This is a genomic window from Roseovarius sp. MMSF_3281 (assembly GCF_030733685.1).
Taxonomy (GTDB): Bacteria; Pseudomonadota; Alphaproteobacteria; order Rhodobacterales; family Rhodobacteraceae; genus Roseovarius.
Window position 1 is genome coordinate 115,834 of record NZ_JASHIM010000009.1, and the last position, 17,553, is coordinate 133,386.

Annotated in this window: 18 protein-coding genes; 14 read left to right on the forward strand and 4 right to left on the reverse strand. The window is 62.4% G+C overall.

Annotation, left to right across the window (positions count from 1 at the left end):
• Positions 1-22: 22 nt before the first annotated feature.
• From RBB32_RS11040 to RBB32_RS11060, 5 genes are all read left to right on the forward strand, one after another.
• Entirely contained in the window at positions 23-835 is an 813-nt protein-coding gene (locus RBB32_RS11040) for a cytochrome c oxidase subunit 3 (protein WP_306152764.1), read from the forward strand.
• A gap of 99 nt (positions 836-934) precedes the next feature.
• Complete coding sequence (locus RBB32_RS11045; RefSeq protein WP_306152765.1) at positions 935-1,615, forward strand: SURF1 family protein; 681 nt, start codon at positions 935-937, stop codon at positions 1,613-1,615.
• The gene (thrC, locus tag RBB32_RS11050; RefSeq protein WP_306152766.1) at positions 1,615-3,003 is read left to right on the forward strand and encodes a threonine synthase; all 1,389 of its coding nucleotides are present in this window, start codon (positions 1,615-1,617) and stop codon (positions 3,001-3,003) included. Before RBB32_RS11045 ends, thrC begins: the two co-directional genes overlap by 1 nt.
• Entirely contained in the window at positions 3,000-4,262 is a 1,263-nt protein-coding gene (locus RBB32_RS11055) for a pitrilysin family protein (protein WP_306152767.1), read from the forward strand. Before thrC ends, RBB32_RS11055 begins: the two co-directional genes overlap by 4 nt.
• Positions 4,262-4,846: a GNAT family N-acetyltransferase gene (locus tag RBB32_RS11060; protein WP_306152768.1), complete on the forward strand. Its 585-nt coding sequence runs from the start codon at positions 4,262-4,264 to the stop codon at positions 4,844-4,846. The genes RBB32_RS11055 and RBB32_RS11060 overlap by 1 nt, the downstream gene beginning before the upstream one ends.
• Before the next feature lie 73 nt (positions 4,847-4,919).
• On the opposite strand, the gene RBB32_RS11065 is transcribed toward RBB32_RS11060, so the two are convergent.
• The 3 genes from RBB32_RS11065 to RBB32_RS11075 form a co-directional block, all read right to left on the reverse strand.
• Positions 4,920-6,290 carry a multicopper oxidase family protein gene (locus RBB32_RS11065; RefSeq protein WP_306152769.1) on the reverse strand — a complete coding sequence of 457 codons (1,371 nt, stop codon included), beginning with the start codon at positions 6,288-6,290 and terminating at the stop codon, positions 4,920-4,922.
• A gap of 73 nt (positions 6,291-6,363) precedes the next feature.
• Positions 6,364-6,729 (reverse strand): STAS/SEC14 domain-containing protein, encoded by a 366-nt coding sequence (locus tag RBB32_RS11070; protein WP_306152770.1) that lies wholly within the window; start codon positions 6,727-6,729, stop codon positions 6,364-6,366.
• A 67-nt stretch (positions 6,730-6,796) separates the two neighbouring features.
• Entirely contained in the window at positions 6,797-7,090 is a 294-nt protein-coding gene (locus RBB32_RS11075) for an HNH endonuclease (RefSeq protein WP_306152771.1), read from the reverse strand.
• A gap of 76 nt (positions 7,091-7,166) precedes the next feature.
• Here RBB32_RS11075 and RBB32_RS11080 point away from each other — a divergent pair, with 76 nt between their 5' ends.
• From RBB32_RS11080 to RBB32_RS11100, 5 genes are all read left to right on the forward strand, one after another.
• Complete coding sequence (locus tag RBB32_RS11080; protein ID WP_306152772.1) at positions 7,167-8,501, forward strand: mechanosensitive ion channel family protein; 1,335 nt, start codon at positions 7,167-7,169, stop codon at positions 8,499-8,501.
• Positions 8,498-9,664, forward strand: a complete 1,167-nt coding sequence (locus tag RBB32_RS11085) for a TIGR03862 family flavoprotein (protein ID WP_306152773.1) — start codon at positions 8,498-8,500, stop codon at positions 9,662-9,664. The genes RBB32_RS11080 and RBB32_RS11085 overlap by 4 nt, the downstream gene beginning before the upstream one ends.
• A gap of 124 nt (positions 9,665-9,788) precedes the next feature.
• Positions 9,789-11,135 carry a TldD/PmbA family protein gene (locus tag RBB32_RS11090; RefSeq protein ID WP_306152774.1) on the forward strand — a complete coding sequence of 449 codons (1,347 nt, stop codon included), beginning with the start codon at positions 9,789-9,791 and terminating at the stop codon, positions 11,133-11,135.
• Positions 11,122-11,904 (forward strand): 3'(2'),5'-bisphosphate nucleotidase CysQ, encoded by a 783-nt coding sequence (locus RBB32_RS11095; RefSeq protein ID WP_306152775.1) that lies wholly within the window; start codon positions 11,122-11,124, stop codon positions 11,902-11,904. The genes RBB32_RS11090 and RBB32_RS11095 overlap by 14 nt, the downstream gene beginning before the upstream one ends.
• A 261-nt stretch (positions 11,905-12,165) precedes the next feature.
• Complete coding sequence (locus RBB32_RS11100) at positions 12,166-13,068, forward strand: DMT family transporter (RefSeq protein WP_306152776.1); 903 nt, start codon at positions 12,166-12,168, stop codon at positions 13,066-13,068.
• Here the strand turns inward: RBB32_RS11100 and RBB32_RS11105 are convergent.
• Positions 13,001-13,825, reverse strand: coding sequence for a glycosyltransferase (locus tag RBB32_RS11105; protein WP_306152777.1), 825 nt, complete (start codon positions 13,823-13,825; stop codon positions 13,001-13,003). The two genes, RBB32_RS11100 and RBB32_RS11105, sit on opposite strands and share 68 nt — an antisense overlap.
• Before the next feature lie 444 nt (positions 13,826-14,269).
• Between RBB32_RS11105 and rpsL the strand changes: the two genes are divergently transcribed.
• The 4 genes from rpsL to RBB32_RS11125 all read left to right on the forward strand — a co-directional run.
• Positions 14,270-14,641 (forward strand): 30S ribosomal protein S12, encoded by a 372-nt coding sequence (gene rpsL, locus RBB32_RS11110; RefSeq protein WP_085818537.1) that lies wholly within the window; start codon positions 14,270-14,272, stop codon positions 14,639-14,641.
• 12 nt (positions 14,642-14,653) lie between these two features.
• Complete coding sequence (rpsG, locus tag RBB32_RS11115; RefSeq protein WP_306152778.1) at positions 14,654-15,124, forward strand: 30S ribosomal protein S7; 471 nt, start codon at positions 14,654-14,656, stop codon at positions 15,122-15,124.
• Positions 15,125-15,143: 19 nt separating this feature from the next.
• Positions 15,144-17,261 carry an elongation factor G gene (gene fusA / locus RBB32_RS11120; protein WP_306152779.1) on the forward strand — a complete coding sequence of 706 codons (2,118 nt, stop codon included), beginning with the start codon at positions 15,144-15,146 and terminating at the stop codon, positions 17,259-17,261.
• A 92-nt stretch (positions 17,262-17,353) separates the two neighbouring features.
• Positions 17,354-17,553 (forward strand): GTP-binding protein (locus tag RBB32_RS11125; protein ID WP_306152780.1); only part of this gene is annotated, 200 nt, incomplete at its 3' end.

Consider the following 17,553-nt stretch of genomic DNA (forward strand, 5'->3'; position numbering starts at 1 on the left):
GCCACGAGGGAAAACACGCGCAATGGCACACGAGAAAAACCACGACTATCACATTCTGCCCCCCTCCATCTGGCCTTTGCTGGGCTCGCTGGCCGGGTTCGTCATGCTGTTCGGCGCTGTCCTTTGGATGTCGCCGCAGGTGGACAACAATCAGCCTTGGGTTTTCCTGATCGGCTTTGTCGGCGTTCTGTACGTCATGTTTGGCTGGTGGTCAGACGTGGTGCACGAGGGTGAAACCGGCGACCATACCCCGGTTGTCCGGATCGGCCTGCGCTATGGCTTCATCATGTTCATCATGTCCGAGGTGATGTTCTTTGCGGCCTGGTTCTGGAGCTTTTTCAAGCACGCCATGTACCCGATGGGCCCGCAAAGCCCCGCGGTGGACGGTGTCTGGCCGCCTGCCGGGATCGAAACCTTTGACCCCTGGCACCTGCCGTTGATCAACACGCTGATCCTGTTGTGCTCAGGCGCGGCGGCCACTTGGGCGCACCACGCCCTTGTGCATGAAAACAACCGCAACGACATGAAGTGGGGCTTGATCCTTGCCATTGGTCTGGGTGCAATCTTTACCGTCTTTCAGGCTTACGAATACAGCCATGCGGCCTTTGGCTTCTCGGGCAATATCTATGGCGCGAACTTCTTCATGGCCACGGGCTTCCACGGCGCGCACGTGATCATCGGGACGATTTTCCTGTTCATCTGCCTGATGCGGATGCTGAAGGGGCATTTCACCCCTGAACAGCATATCGGTTTCGAGGCCGCCGCGTGGTACTGGCACTTCGTTGACGTGGTGTGGCTGTTCCTCTTCGCTGCCGTTTATATCTGGGGCAGCTAAGGCCCGATCTCAAAGCGGCGGTTGCATTTCCGCCCCTAAGAGGCAAAAAGCAAAGCGCGCGAGGGATCGCGCGCTTTCGTCGTTGAACGGAGCCTGAACTTGGCACGCTATCTTATCCCCTTGATCTTTGGCTTGGCCGGTATCGCGGTTCTGGTCTCGCTCGGGCTGTGGCAGGTCCAGCGTTTGGCGTGGAAAGAGGGGGTTCTGGCCGATATCGAGGCGCGGATCGCGGCAGAGCCGGTGGCGCTACCGGGTGAACTGGACCCGCAGGCCGACCGGTATTTGCCGGTTGAGGTGCGTGGCAGGCTGGGCGACGAGGCGCTACGCGTTCTGGTCAGCCAGAAACATGTTGGTGCGGGCTATCGCGTGATTTCCGCGCTTGATACGGGCGGGCGCCGTATTCTGCTGGACCGGGGGTTCATCAAGGTGGCCGAAGACATCCCCGCCGCGCCGGAGGGCCAGGTGACGGTCCGCGGCAATGTGCATTGGCCGGATGATCGCAATTCCTCGACCCCGGAAAATGATCTTGAGGGCAACACGTGGTTTGCCCGCGACCTTGACCAGATGGCCGGGGTGCTGAATACCGAACCTTTGATGGTCGTGGCGCGCGATACGTCGTTTTCCGACGCACCTGTGACGCCTCTACCCGTCGACACGGACAACATCCCGAACGATCACTTGGAATATGCCGTAACATGGTTCGGCTTGGCCGCGATTTGGGCGGTGATGAGTGGCTATTTCCTTTGGCGCATGCGCAAGACAGCAAAAGGCGAGAACTGATGAAGTATATCTCGACGCGGGGGCAGGCCCCGGTTCTGAGTTTTGAAGAGGCGATGCTGACCGGGCTGGCGCGTGACGGGGGGCTTTACCTGCCGCAAGAGATCCCGGTGATGAGCGCGGGTGATATCGCCGCCCTTGAGGGGCAAAGTTACGAGGAGGTGGCCTTTCGCGTGATGTGGCCCTTCGTCGGCGATGCCTTCACCGAAAAGGAATTTCGCGGAATCATCGCGCGCGCCTATGCGCCTTTCGGCCATGCCGCCCGCGCGCCCTTGGTGCAGCTGGATCAGGGGCATTTCCTGCTGGAACTGTTCCATGGACCGACGCTCGCCTTCAAGGATTTCGCGATGCAGCTGATTGGCCAGCTGTTCGAATTTTCGTTGAAACGCTCGGGCAACCGGGTGTGTATCGTGGGGGCGACCAGCGGCGACACCGGCAGCGCGGCGATCGAGGCGTTTCGGGGCCTGGACGCGGTGGATGTCTTTATCCTGTACCCGCATGGCCGGGTGTCCGAGGTGCAGCGGCGGCAGATGACCACGCCCTCGGAAGACAACGTGCATGCCTTGGCGCTGGACGGGTACTTCGACGATTGCCAAGCCCGCGTGAAGGATATGTTCAACGATTTCGAGTTTCGCGATGCGGTTGGGCTGGCCGGTGTGAACTCGATCAACTGGGCACGGGTTCTGGCGCAGGTGGTGTACTATTTCACCTCTGCCGTGGCCCTTGGCGCGCCGCACCGCAAGGTCTCTTTCACCGTGCCCACCGGCAATTTCGGGGATATTTTCGCAGGCTACATTGCCAAGCGCATGGGCCTGCCGATTGATCGCCTGGTGGTGGCCACGAACCAGAACGACATTCTGCACCGGTGTTTGACAAACAGCGAATACAAGCCCGATGGGGTGATCCCCTCGATCAGCCCGTCGATGGATATTCAGGTGTCGTCGAACTTCGAGCGGGCGCTTTATTACGCCTATAACCAAGATGGCGCGGCTGTGGCGCAGCTGATGGACGAGCTGAAGGCCGGGGGCTTTAGCGTCAGCCAAGGTGCGCTTCAGGCCCTGCGCGAAAGTTTCGACTCGGGCCGCTGCGACGAGGAAGAAACCCGCGCCACCATCCGTGAGGCTTGGGGCCAGACGGGCGAGTTGCTCTGCCCGCATAGCGCCGTTGGTGTCAAGGTGGCCGAGGAACAGCGCCAAACTGGCACGCCGATGATCACGCTGGCCACGGCGCATCCTGCCAAGTTCCCCGCGGCGGTGGAAGAGGCCAGCGGCATGCATCCCCCCTTGCCCGAGCGCATGACCGACCTGTATGAGCGGTCGGAACGCGTGACCCGGGTGGAAAACGACCTGGGCGCATTGGAAACTCTGATCAAGGAACGGACCACGCATTGAGTGTCAAACTGACCACGCTGGACAACGGATTTCGCATCGTCACCGAGGACATGCCGGGGCTGCAATCGGCGGCCATCGGCGTTTGGGTCATGGCGGGGGCCCGGCATGAACGGGCCGAGCAAAACGGCATTGCCCATTTCCTTGAACACATGGCCTTCAAGGGCACCAAGCGGCGCAATGCCCTGCAAATCGCCGAGGCGATCGAGGATGTGGGCGGCTATATCAACGCCTATACCAGCCGCGAGGTCACGGCCTATTACGCGCGTGTCTTGCAGCAGGATGTGCCGCTGGCCCTCGACGTGGTGGCCGATATCATGCGTAATCCCAGTTTCGACCCGCGCGAGATCGAGGTGGAGCGCGGCGTGATCCTGCAGGAAATCGGGCAGGCGCAGGACACCCCCGACGACATCATCTTCGACTGGCTCCAGGAAGAGGCCTATCCCGATCACCCGCTGGGTCGCACCATCCTTGGCCCCGAGGGCCGGGTGCAGGGGTTCTCCCGCGATGATCTGGTGGGGTTCGTCGATGAACATTATGGCCCCGGGCAGATGATCCTGTCGGCGGCAGGGGCGGTGGACCACGACGCGTTGGTGCGCGATGCAGAGCGCCTGTTCGGCGACATGTCCGCCAAACCCGCGTTCGAGCCGGCCAGGGCGCGGTTCAAGGGCGGCGAGGCGCGGCATGTGAAATCGCTGGAACAGGCGCATTTCACGCTTGGCTTCGAAAGCCCCGATTACGGCGATCCGCAGATATATGCGGCCCAAATCTATGCCACGGCGCTTGGCGGCTCCATGTCCTCGCGCCTGTTTCAGGAAATCCGCGAAAAGCGGGGGCTGTGCTATACGATCTTTGCACAGGCCGGGGCCTATGCCGATACCGGCATGATGACGATTTATGCGGGCACCTCGGCCGAGGAAATGGCGCATCTGGCGCAGATCACCGTGGATGAGATGAAGCGCGCCGCCGAGGACCTCAGCCAAGAGGAAGTGGAGCGCGCCCGTGCCCAGATGAAGGCCGGGCTGTTGATGGGGCTGGAAAGCCCCTCGAACCGGGCCGAACGTCTGGCGCGGATGATGCAGATCTGGGGCCGGGTGCCCGAGCTTTCGGAGGTGGTCGAGCGGATTGACGCGGTGACCCTGTCAGAGGTGCGGCAACTGGCCGAAACCACCGCCACCCAAGCCCCCGCCGCCATGGCGCTTTACGGCCCGGTCGAGGCCGCGCCAAGCCTTGCGGCGCTTCAGGACAGGCGCGCGGCATAATGTTCATCCCGCGCCGGAAAGTCCGGATCGAGACCGAGCGCCTGACCCTGCGACAGCCGCTTTTGACCGATTTCCGCGACTGGTCCGCGATGCGCGAACAAAGTGCTGAATTCCTCATCCCGTGGGAGCCTGTCTGGGCCGCCGACCACCTGACACGCAAGGGCTTTTCCAACCGGGTCTACTGGGCGCAACGGTCGATCACCAATGGCTCGGCCTTGCCGCTCTTTCTGATCCGGCGCGAGGATGAGCGGCTTTTGGGGGCGATCACGCTCGACAATATCCGGCGTGGTCCGGCACAGGCGGGCACATTGGGCTATTGGATCGGAGAGCCTTTCGCGCGCCATGGCTATATGCGCGAGGCCTTGCAGGCGGTGGTACACCATGCCTTCGGGCGGCTTGACCTGTCGCGGTTGGAGGCCGCCTGCCTGCCCGAAAACACCGCCTCGCGCGGGCTGTTGGAAAAATGCGGCTTCAAGTACGAAGGCGTCGCGCAAAGCTACCTGCAGATCAACGGCCGTTGGCGTACCCACGTGCTTTACGCCGCGCTGCGGATGGACCGACGCGGGCGCACCGACGTGGGATAGCCTTCCAGGTTTTCTTCTTTTCAAAAGTATCCCTGGGACTCGGGGGCTGGCCCCCGATGTTGTCCGGCCCGCGTTAACTCACCCTGATCCAGTTCATCATGCCCGACATCTGGTGGCTTGGCATGTGGCAATGAAACATCCAATCGCCGGGATTATGGGCGTTGAACACCACTTCGCGGGTCTCGTTCGGGGCCACGAGGATCGTGTCGCGCCATGGGCCAAACCCGCCCTTCAGCACCTCGCGGAAGTGCATGCCGTGCAGGTGCATGGCATGGGGAAAGGCCGTGTTGTTGGTGATCGGCACACGGATGGTTTCGCCTTCAAAGGCTTCCAGCATGGGCGTCTCCGCCATCCCCACTTGCCCGTTGAAGGCCCAGAATTGCCCGGCCTCGGCCAGGGCGCGCATGTCCATCTGTTTACCTTCGTAACTGCCGCCATCTGGCAATCCGCGCATGGCCCCGCCCTCCATCACCAAGGGTACCTGGCGGGCGTCGTTCACATCAATCGCGGGCATCTCGTTTGGCGGCAGGGCGGCAGGTGCTGCGCGGCTGCCTTGCGCCGCGCCGCTCACCGGAAAGCTTGCCAAGGCAAAGGTGCCGTCGCGCTCGACCGAGGCCAGCGCCGCCTCGTCGCCCGCCTCGGCCGTGATATCGACAATAAGGTCGGTACGTTGCGCCGGGGCAAGGGCGAGGCGTTCAACCCGCTGTGGCCGGTCAAGCGGCATGGCGTCATGTGCCACCACCCATGCCGCAAGCCCGCGAAAGCGCAGGTCAAAGATGCGGGCCGTGGCGGTATTGACCAGCCGCAGGCGCAGGCGCGCACCGGGGTGGACCGTTTGCCGGTGTTCGGGCGTGGCATTGACGGTGATGTAATTGCCCAGACGCCCGGCGTGGGACATATCGTGCCACGCCCCGAAAGACGGGTGGATCACCGCATCATCGGCCATGCGCCAATCGTCCAGTACCAGCACGCGGTCGTCATCCACTTCCGGGGCCTGAGGTTCTTCGACCACCAGAACCCCGGCCAACCCGCGTGAGATTTGTTCAAGCGAGTTGGCATGCGGATGATACCAGAAGGTACCGGCATCGTTGAGCGTGAAGCGATAGTCAAAGACCTTGCCCGGGGCAACGGGGGCCTGCGTGAGGTCGGGCACCCCGTCCATCGCATTGGGCAGGCGCAGCCCGTGCCAATGGATCGTCGTGTCCTGTGTCTGCAGCCCGTTGATCAACCGCACGTCCAGTGTATCGCCTTGGCGATAGCGCAGCACCTCGCCCGGCACTTTACCGTTGAAGGCCCAGACATCGGTGGCGGCATAGCCGCCCGGGGCCAGTTGCTGCTTGGTGGGCGCGGCGGTGATCCGGGTCTGGCCCGTGGCCAACGCGGCGCGGGGCAGGGCGGCAAGCGCCGTCGAGGCAGCAAGGAAACGGCGGCGGGTCAGGGGCATTGCGGGCATCCTTTCGTTGTCTTCAGGATGCGCGTATTTTTCGGCGCTGCAAGGCCATATGCCGGGCGGGCCATCACTCTGCCGTGATGATCCATTCCCTTGCCGCCTCCACCTCGGCCGTGTCGAAGGTGCGCAGCTTGGTGGTAAGCAGCGCACCCGCCGCTTTCGATAACGGCCCGATCCAGCCGATATCCGATACCACGGCAACATGGCTGATATGGCGCAGGTTCTTCATGTCGAACTTGATCCCCGACCAGATCATCGTCGGGTCGAAGCCCTGGAAATTCTCGATCACTTCGATCAACCTGATCGTCCCATGGGTGTCGATGAAGGTTTGCATCCGCTCGGCGACGGCATCGTAATCTTCCTGCGTGATCCGGTCCGCGACGATGATTTCGACGGTTCTTGTTTCGGGGTCTTCGGAGTACTGGATTGTCATCTTCTGTATCCTCCCTGCGCCATTCTATCACGCTGTCGCCACGGGCCAATCCATGCCGCGTGCCGGGTCAGCGCTTGCGCCGGCCGCCGGGAGTTTTCGAATGGAACCCTGGTGGGCGTTTGGAAACCCATTTGATGAACTTGGACAGGCGGGGATGCTGGCGCAAGGCGTCGACGGTGGAAAAATCCCGCGCGATTTCCGCCTCGGTCAGGGTGGCGTGAATCTCGTTGTGGCAAATCTGGTGTAACAGGACTGTCGGCCCGCCCTTGCCGCCTTTCAGTTTCGGCACGAGGTGGTGCAGGCTTTGCCGCGCCTCGGGCGGAATGGGACGCCCGCAGAGCGGGCATATGGGGTGATCCATCGCTTTTCCTTGATCCTTGCGCCCGGGACGGGCAAGAGGATGGCGGCGACGGGCCAAAAGGCAAGAGGTGATCGGTATGGACTGGGACGCGCAACCGGAATTCGTGCGGCAGGCGTGGGGCTTTGCGCTTCAGGGTTGGGAGATTGCCCAGGGCTGGTTGATGAGTCCGGCGGCATGGTCGCAGTTCGGCCTTTTGCTTGTCTCTTACCTGGTGGCCTTGATGTTGAGCCGCCGATTGAAACCATGGCTGGCCCGCCTGCTGACCCCGGCGGAGGGACAGGAGGGCCTGTTTACCAGCGCGCGGCGCTTCTTCTTGATTCTCGTACCGCTCCTGTTGCCGCTTCTGGCCTATGGCTTCACGGGCATCGGGGAAAGCGTTACCCGGTCGATCTTTGACAGTGGCGCGGTGATTGCCTTTGGCAAGCGGGTGTTCCTGCTGTTGGCGGCGCATATCCTCGTGCGGGATATTATCCGTGATCCGTTCCTGAAGGTGCTCGGTAAATACGTGCTGATCCCGGTGGCTGCCCTTCATACGGTGGGCCTGCTGGACCTTGTGACCGGACGGCTGGAGGCAACGGTGGTGCCCCTTGGCAATATGTCCTTCGATCTGCTGTGGCTGATCAAGGGCGTGGTCCTGGGCGCGGTGATCTTCTGGCTGGGGCGCTGGTCGAACGATCAATCCTCGACCTACATCCAGTCGCAGGAAGAAATGCGCCCGGCCACACGGCAATTGGCCGCCAAGGCCGCCGAGATCGCGATTTTCGGCGTGGCCTTCCTGATCCTGATGAACATCATGGGGATTTCGCTGACGTCGCTGGCGGTTCTGGGTGGTGCTATCGGTGTCGGGCTGGGCTTTGGCCTGCAAAAGATCGCTTCGAATTATATCTCGGGCGTGATCCTCTTGCTTGAGGGGCAGGCCACAGTCGGGGATTATGTCGAGCTGGACAACGGCGAGGCCGGGACCATCGTGAAAACCACGGCCCGCGCCATGTTCCTTGAAACCTTCGATGGCCGCTGGATCGTGGTGCCGAACGAGGATTTCATCACCACCCGCGTCGTCAACTACTCGGACCAGGGCAGCGCCAACCGCTATGAGGCGCCCTTCTCGGTGAGTTACGACACCGATATCAACCTGATCCCCGACATGGTCGAAAAGGCGGTGTCGGACCTGCCTTTCATCCTGCAAGAGCCCGATGGCCCGGATTGCGAATTGCGCGCCTTTGGCGATAGCGGCGTTGAGTTCGCGGTCGAGTTCTGGGTGAACGGTATCGACGACGGCAAGAACAAGTTCACGCCGCGCGTGATGTTCGCCATCTGGAATGTTCTCAAGGACAACAATATCGAAATTCCCTTCCCGCAGCGTGTTGTGCACCACGTGGGACTGGACAGGGGCGAACCCCCGAAGGCATGAGCCACGCCCTGATCATCGGCGCGGGGCCCGCCGGGTTGATGGCGGCCGAGGCTCTGGCCGGGGCGGGCCATGCTGTGACCGTGGCCGAGGCCAAACCCTCGCCCGCGCGCAAGTTTCTCATGGCCGGGAAATCCGGGTTGAACCTGACGAAAGACGAGGGGGCAGAGACGTTCCTTGCCGCCTATGGCGAAGCCGCGCCGAAATTGCGCCCGATGCTGAAGGCGTTTGGCCCGGCAGAGGTGATGGCATGGGCCGAAGGCTTGGGTCAGCCGCTTTTTACCGGCAGCACCGGGCGGGTGTTTCCCAAGGCGATGAAGGCCTCGCCGCTGCTGCGCGCGTGGTTGGCGCGGCTCGAAGGGCAGGGGGTGCGGATCAATCGCCGCTGGCGCTGGGCCGGATGGGATGGTGCGGCTGTTTTGATGGACACGCCCGAGGGGCGGCAGGTGTTGACGCCTGATGTCACTGTGCTGGCCTGTGGCGGGGCCAGTTGGGCGCGGCTGGGATCAGACGGCGCATGGGCCGCGCAGATGCCAGGGGCGGTGGCACCTTTCGAAGCGGCCAACATGGGGTTCGTGGTGGCGTGGTCCGATCACATGCGCCGCCATTTCGGAACGCCGGTGAAGGGCGTGGCGCTGCGGGCCGGGATGGCCCTGTCACGCGGGGAGGTGGTGATTTCCGAGCGCGGGATCGAAGGCGGCGGGATTTACGCGGTCTCCAAGGCCATGCGTGAAGGCGCGCCGCTGGTTCTTGATCTGCTGCCCGATCTGGATGTTGAAACGATCCGACAGCGGCTGGCCCGCCTGCGTGGCAAGAACAGCCTCAAGAACCACCTGCGCAAAACGCTCAAGCTGGACCCGGTGAAACAGGCGCTCCTGATGGAATTCGCCCGCCCATTGCCCGGCGATCTGGCCCCTCTGCTCAAGGCGTTGCCCGTCGCGCACCAAGGTCCGCGCCCCATGGACGAGGCGATTTCCACCGCCGGGGGGCTGCGGTTCGAAGCGCTGGACGATGGGCTCATGCTGCGCGACAGGCCCGGCACTTTCGCCGCCGGTGAAATGCTGGATTGGGAGGCGCCCACGGGCGGTTACCTTCTGTCAGCCTGTTTCGCCACCGGGCTCTGGGCCGGGCGGCACGCGGCGCATTATCTGGATCAGCAGGGCTAGAGGGCAAGGATTTTCGAAAATCCTTGCTCAAGCAATTTCGAAATTGCTTGGCGTCTCATGCGGCCGGGCTTGCACAGGTCAAGGCCAAGGGCTACCTCCTTACCCGGTAATAGGAGGCCCGCCCATGACCCGACCGTTGGATGATCTGACCCACGCGCTTTTGGATGCTGCCCGCAGGGCAGGGGCCGAGGCTTCCGATGCCATGGCGGTGCGCGGCACGTCGCTGAGTATCGGCGTGCGCGGCGGGCAGTTGGAGCAGGCCGAGCGCGCCGAAGGGGTGGATTTGGGCCTCCGCGTTCTGGTCGGGCAGCGGCAGGCTTGTGTCTCGTCCTCGGATGAACGGCCCGAGACCATCACGGCACTGGCCGAACGGGCCGTTGCCATGGCGCGCGAAGCCCCGGAAGACCCTTACATTGGTTTGGTCGATCCTTTGCAGCTTGCACAGGATTGGGATGTCGCGGCGCTGCAACTGGCCGATGACAGCCCCGAGCCCGCGCCCGAGGCCTTGCAAGAGGATGCCCGCCGCGCCGAGGCAGCGGCACAGGCGGTCGAGGGGGTGACGCAGGTGCAATCCTCCAGCGCGGGCTATTCCGCGCGCGAGATTCACATGGCCGCGACCAACGGGTTTTCGGGCGGCTACAAACGGACCGACAGGGCGCTGGGCTGTGTGGCCATTGCCGGGCAAGGCACCGGCATGGAGCGCGACCACGATAGCGACAGCCGGATATTCCAGACCGATCTGCGCGATGCCGAGGATATCGGGCGCACAGCGGGCGAACGCGCGGTCAGCGCGCTGGGCGCGCGCAAGCCGCGCACCGGGGCTTACCCGGTGCTGTTCGATGAGCGGATTGCGGCGTCACTGATCGGCCACCTGTTGGCCGCCAGCAACGGCGCGGCGATTTCGCGGGGCTCGTCCTGGTTGCTGGGCAAGCTGGGGGAGGAGGTCTTGCCCAAGGGCCTGTCGTTGATCGAAGACCCGCAACGCCCGCGTGCCATGGCCTCGCGCCCCTTCGATGCCGAGGGGTTGCCGACGCGTAAGCGCGCTTTGGTGGAGGATGGGGTTTTGACGGGCTGGACGCTGGATCTGGCCAATGCCCGCAAGCTTGAGATGGACAGCACCGGCAATGCCAAGCGCGGCGCATCATCCCCGCCCAGCCCGGGCAACTGGAACATGGCCCTGACCCAAGGCGGGGCCAGCCGCGAAGAGCTGATCGCGCAAATGGGCACGGGCCTTATCGTGACCTCGATGATCGGGGCGACGATCAACCCGAACACCGGGGATTATTCGCGTGGGGCCAGCGGTTTCTGGGTGGAAAACGGCGAGGTGGTGCATGCGGTGAACGAGATCACGATCGCCGGGTCGCTGCCCGAGATGCTGCGCCGGATGACACCCGCAAACGATGCGCGCCCTTGGCTCAGCCGGGTGGTGCCCTCGCTTCTGGTCGAGGGGCTGACCCTTGCCGGCGAGTGATCTGCCCCTTCTGATCGAGGCCGCCCGCGAGGCGGGCCGCATCGCCAGCCGCTACACCGGCGAAAGCGCCAAGCGCTGGGATAAACCCGGCGGCCTTGGCCCGGTGACTGAGGCGGATATGGCAGTCAACGAAATGCTGGAGCGCGATCTGCGCGCCGCCCGGTCCGGCTATGGCTGGTTGTCGGAAGAAACCGAGGATGGCGCGGGGCGCTTGGGGCGCGATCACGTGTTCATTATCGACCCCATCGACGGTACACGCAGTTTCATCGAAGGTTCGGCCACATGGGCGCATTCCTTGGCCGTGGCAGAGAAGGGCGTTGTCACGGCGGCGGTGATCTACCTGCCCCTGCGCAACAAGTTTTATGCCGCCGCCACAGGGCAGGGGGCAACATTGAACAACGCCCCGATCACGGTAAGCCCACGCAAAACACTGCCCGGCGCACATTTCATGGCCGCCAAGCCCAACCTTGATGCGCGGAACTGGAAAGGCGGGCATGTGCCGGAGGTGCGCCGTTCGCACCGGCCCTCGCTGGCCTACCGCCTTAGCCTTGTGGCCGAAGGGCGCTATGACGCCATGCTGACACTGCGGCGCAGTTGGGAATGGGATATCGCCGCCGGTGACCTGATCCTCCGCGAGGCAGGCGCGGTGACCAGTGACCGGGCGGGGCAACCGCTGCGCTTCAACAATGCCGAGCCGCTTTTGAACGGGGTGATCGCGGCGAACCCCGATTTGCAACCGTCGATCCTTGACGCACTGGCGATAGGCTAGGCGGGGCAAGCGGTTTCGAAACCGCTTGCAATCCCCTGCGAAGGGGATTGGCCGCCTTGTCACCTGTCACCTGTCACCTGTCACGACTGGCCTTTGCCGGGGGCGATCCGGGGCAGGGCGTTTGGCCTTTGACCCGTGGCATCGGCAAAAAGGCGAAACCCGCGCAAAGGTCGCGCGTTGCGCGGCGTTTCGTGAAAAGCCGTGTTGCAGGTTTTTCCCGAAACGCTTTAATGGCGGGGCAATCCCAACTCCGGGCTCCAAATGGCACGATCCGACAACCTGACAGGCGCGCTTTTGATGATGGCCTCCATGGCCAGCTTCACCCTGAACGACACCTTCATGAAGGCGCTGGCCGGTGAGGTGCCGCTGTTTCAGGTGCTTTTCCTGCGGGGGATTTTCACAACCGTCGCCGTGGGCGGCGTGGCATGGTGGATGGGCGCCTTGGCGGCATCTGTTTCGCGCCGCGATGCAGGTAGTATCGCCCTGCGCATGGTGGGTGAAATCGGGTCGGCCTATTTCTTCCTCACCGCGCTTTTCAATATGCCCATTGCCAATGTCACGGCGATCTTGCAGGCGCTGCCGCTGACCATCACGCTGGCCGCCGCTTTGGTCTTTGGCGATCCCATCGGCTGGCGGCGGATGTCGGCGATCCTGATCGGCTTTGTCGGCGTGATGCTGATCGTGCGGCCGGGGGCCGAGGATTTCACCATTTACTCGGTTTACGTGCTGGCCGCCGTGGGCTTCGTCACCCTGCGCGATCTCGCGACGCGACGGTTGTCGAAAGAGACGCCTTCGATGCAGGTGACGTTCATTACCTCGGTCTCGATGACGGTGTTTTTCGGCTTGGCAAGCCTCACCATCGACTGGGCCCCGATGGATGGCCGCGCCTATGGCCTGACCATCGGCGCGGCGCTGTTGATCATCGGCGGCTACCTGTTTTCCATCATGGTCATGCGGGTGGGCGAGATCAGTTTCATCGCGCCCTTCCGCTATACCGGGTTGATCTGGGCGCTCTTGCTGGGCTGGCTGGTCTTCGACGAATGGCCCGAGCCGATCACCCTTCTCGGGGCGGCCATCGTCGTGGGGTCGGGCCTGTTCATGCTGTATCGCGAAGCACGGCTTGGGCGCCGAACACGGCTTTCACTTGGGCCTCGTCCACGTTGAATTTCGCGCGCAACAGGTCAAGCTGTTCCCGCGTGGCCGGTTGCGGTTTGTCCTGACGATCCGAGGCTTGGGAATCGTTGTCGGCATGCACGGCGCGAATATACATCGGCATGCCCGGGTCGATCAGTGTTGGCATGGTTTCATGCAACTTGTGATGCCCGTAATTCATGATCGTCTTTTTCGCCCCGGGCTTGAACAGGGCCGCGAGGCCGCAGGCCAGAAAGGGGATCTGCACCTCGCGCAGGCGGATGCCTTCGGGCGAAAGCGCGGCCTCATAGCCCTTCGAGAACTCGAACACCATGTTCCGCCACGGCTTGCGCAGGTTGCCCGCCTGCCGGGCCATCCGCCGGATGGCGCGCACGAAATTCACGCCCACCGCATCGTCGTCATCCAGACGGAATTGCAGCGATTCCCCGGTATCCTCTCCCAGTTCTTCCTTGATCGCCGCTTGCATGGCATAGCGATGCTTGACCGGTTCCATGGCGACGATCTTGATCTGTTCGACCCCGGCGGTGATGTCATGCAACCGGTCAAGGTATGGCTTGGGCATACGCGGCCCGATAACGACCAGAAAGCTAAAGCGCGGATCGCGCTGCGCCGCGATAGAGGGCAGCGTCAGCGTTTCGAAGTGATTGAACCGAAGGTTCATGCGTTCGGGCTGATAAAGATAGGCCTCGCGGTCTTCGACGGTGTCATGCATACGTTTGAACCCGCCTAGGGCGGGATAGGAAAACCGGCATAATCCGACAACACGCATCGCGGTGGACCCCTTTCAAACCATTGCGCGGCATGGTGGCAAATGCATGGGGCGCAAACAAGGCCAAAGGCGGGCCATAGGGTGCCATCCTCGGGCCGGCCCCCGGGCTTGTATGGGCAGAAAACACCCGGTAGACATGGCCCTCTTGCCCTTGATGCCGCAGGCCAAAAGGCAGCGGTGCAGGACAGTTGACAACCCTCGCGACTCCCCCTATACGCGCCTCATCCCGGCGAGGGGGTCGCCCCGGTGCCGAACTCAATATTGAAGTGGTCAAGATCCAGGCGCTTTTATATGCCTCGATCCTCTGGGAACCAACCGCGTCGTTCACCTCGGAATGGGAACGAATGCGGCATTTGCGTTTTGCGGACGCGTAAGGCGCTGAAAGTTTAACCGCACGCATCCGCGTGCAAGACACATGTGTTGCAAGACGGGGAAAGAGACCCAATGCCAACGATCCAACAGCTGATCCGCAAACCGCGGCAGCCCAAAATCAGAAGTCAGAAGTCCATGCACCTGCAGGGGTGCCCTCAGAAGCGTGGCGTTTGCACGCGCGTCTATACCACGACGCCGAAAAAGCCGAACTCGGCCATGCGGAAGGTTGCCAAGGTGCGCCTGACCAACGGCTTCGAAGTCATCAGCTATATCCCCGGTGAAAGCCACAACCTTCAGGAACACTCGGTTGTCCTGATCCGTGGCGGCCGTGTGAAAGACCTTCCCGGTGTGCGCTACCACATCCTGCGCGGTGTGCTTGACACGCAAGGCGTCAAGGATCGGAAACAGCGCCGCTCGAAATACGGCGCCAAGCGTCCGAAGTAAGAGGAATAACAGATGTCCCGTCGTCACGCCGCTGAAAAACGTGAAATCCTGCCCGACGCCAAGTATGGCGACCGGGTTCTTTCGAAGTTCATGAACAACCTGATGATCGATGGTAAGAAATCGGTCGCAGAAAAGATCGTTTACAACGCCCTCGACCGTGTCGAAGACAAGGTCAAGCGCGCGCCGGTCGAACTGTTCCACGAAGCTCTGGACAACATCAAACCCGCCGTCGAGGTTCGTTCGCGTCGCGTGGGTGGTGCCACCTATCAGGTGCCCGTCGAAGTCCGCCCCGAGCGCCGCGAAGCTCTGGCCATCCGTTGGCTGATCACCGCCTCGCGTTCGCGCAATGAAAACACGATGGAAGAACGCCTTGCCGGTGAACTGCTGGATGCAGTCAACAGCCGCGGTTCCGCCGTGAAAAAGCGCGAAGACACTCACAAGATGGCCGAGGCGAACAAAGCCTTCAGCCATTACCGCTGGTAACCCCTAGAGGCATTACACCATGGCACGCGATTATCCGCTCGAACGCTACCGCAATTTCGGCATCATGGCGCACATCGACGCAGGCAAGACCACCTGCTCGGAGCGCATCCTGTTTTACACCGGCAAGTCCCACAACCTTGGTGAGGTGCACGATGGTGCGGCCACCATGGACTGGATGGAGCAGGAGCAGGAACGCGGTATCACCATCACCTCGGCTGCGACCACCACCTTCTGGGAACGCACCGAAAACGGCACCGAGCCCGATTCCGAAAAGCACCGTCTGAACATCATCGACACCCCCGGCCACGTTGACTTCACCATCGAAGTCGAGCGTTCGCTGGCCGTCCTCGACGGTGCTGTCTGTGTTCTCGACGGGAACGCGGGCGTTGAGCCGCAAACCGAAACTGTTTGGCGTCAGGCCGACCGCTACAAGGTTCCGCGTATCGTCTTCGTCAACAAGATGGACAAGATCGGCGCCGACTTCTTCAACTGCGTTCGCATGATCGAGGACCGCACCGGCGCGACCGCCGTGCCGGTTGGTATTCCGATCGGTGCTGAAAGCGATCTGGAAGGTCTGATCGACCTCGTGACCATGGAAGAGTGGCTCTGGCAGGGTGAAGATCTGGGCGCGTCCTGGATCAAAGCCCCGATCCGTGACGAACTCAAGGACATGGCCGACGAGTGGCGCGCCAAGATGATCGAGAACGCCGTCGAGCAAGACGACGACGCGATGATGGAATACCTCGAAGGCAACGAGCCCGATGTGCCGACCCTGCGCAAACTGCTGCGCAAGGGCACCCTGTCGCTCAGCTTCGTTCCGGTTCTGGGTGGCTCCGCCTTTAAGAACAAAGGCGTTCAGCCGCTGCTCAACGCCGTGATCGACTATCTGCCCAGCCCGCTGGACGTGGTCGATTACATGGGCTTTGCGCCCGATGACGAAACCGAAACCCGCAACATCCCGCGCCGCGCGGATGATACCATGCCGTTCTCGGGCCTGGCGTTCAAGATCATGAACGACCCCTTCGTCGGGTCGCTGACCTTCACGCGTATCTACTCGGGTGTTCTGAACAAGGGTGACACCATCCTGAACGCGACCAAGGGCAAGAAAGAGCGTATCGGTCGTATGATGATGATGCACTCCAACGACCGGAGCGAGATCGAAGAAGCCTTCGCCGGCGACATCATCGCACTGGCCAGCCTGAAGGACACCACCACGGGTGACACGATCTGTGACCCCAAGGCGCCTGTCGTTCTGGAAACCATGACCTTCCCCGACCCGGTGATCGAAATCGCGGTCGAGCCGAAGACCAAGGGCGACCAGGAAAAGATGTCCCAGGGCCTGCAGCGGCTTGCCGCCGAGGACCCGTCCTTCCGCGTCGAGACCGACATCGAGTCGGGCCAGACCATCATGAAGGGCATGGGCGAGTTGCACCTCGACATCCTCGTCGACCGCCTGAAGCGCGAGTTCAAGGTCGAGGCCAACATCGGTGCGCCGCAGGTGGCTTATCGTGAAACCATCGGTCACGAGATCGAACATACCTACACCCACAAGAAACAGTCGGGTGGTTCGGGTCAGTTCGCCGAGGTGAAGATGATCATCTCGCCCACCGAAGCGGGCGAAGGGTACTCGTTCGAGTCCCGCATCGTCGGCGGCTCGGTGCCCAAGGAATATGTCCCGGGTGTCGAAAAGGGCATCGAATCGGTCATGGACAGCGGCCCGCTTGCCGGCTTCCCCGTGATCGACTTCAAGGTCGCCCTGATCGACGGTAAGTTCCACGACGTGGATAGCTCGGTCATGGCCTTTGAAATCGCCGCCCGGATGTGCATGCGCGAAGGTCTTCGCAAGGCCGGTGCGAAGCTGCTCGAACCGATGATGAAAGTCGAGGTGATCACGCCGGAAGAATACACCGGTAGCATCATCGGCGACCTGACCTCGCGTCGTGGCCAGGTTTCGGGGCAAGAGCCGCGCGGCAACGCCATCGCCATCGACGCCAACGTGCCGCTGGCCAATATGTTCGGCTACATCAACACCCTGCGCTCCATGTCTTCGGGCCGTGCGCAGTTCACGATGCAGTTCTCGCATTACGATCCGGTTCCGTCGAACATCTCGGAAGAGATTCAGGCGAAATACGCATAACCGTCGGTGCGCCCTCGGGGCGCACCCTACACCCACCCGTAGGGTGCGCATGAAGGCGCACCGCACGACAAAAGAAAGAGGGAGCCAATACCATGGCAAAGGAAAAGTTTGACCGTTCGAAACCGCACGTGAACATCGGGACGGTTGGTCACGTTGACCACGGCAAGACGACGCTGACGGCGGCGATCACGAAGTATTTCGGTGATTTCCGTGCATATGACCAGATTGACGGCGCGCCGGAAGAGAAGGCCCGCGGGATCACGATTTCGACGGCGCACGTCGAGTACGAGAC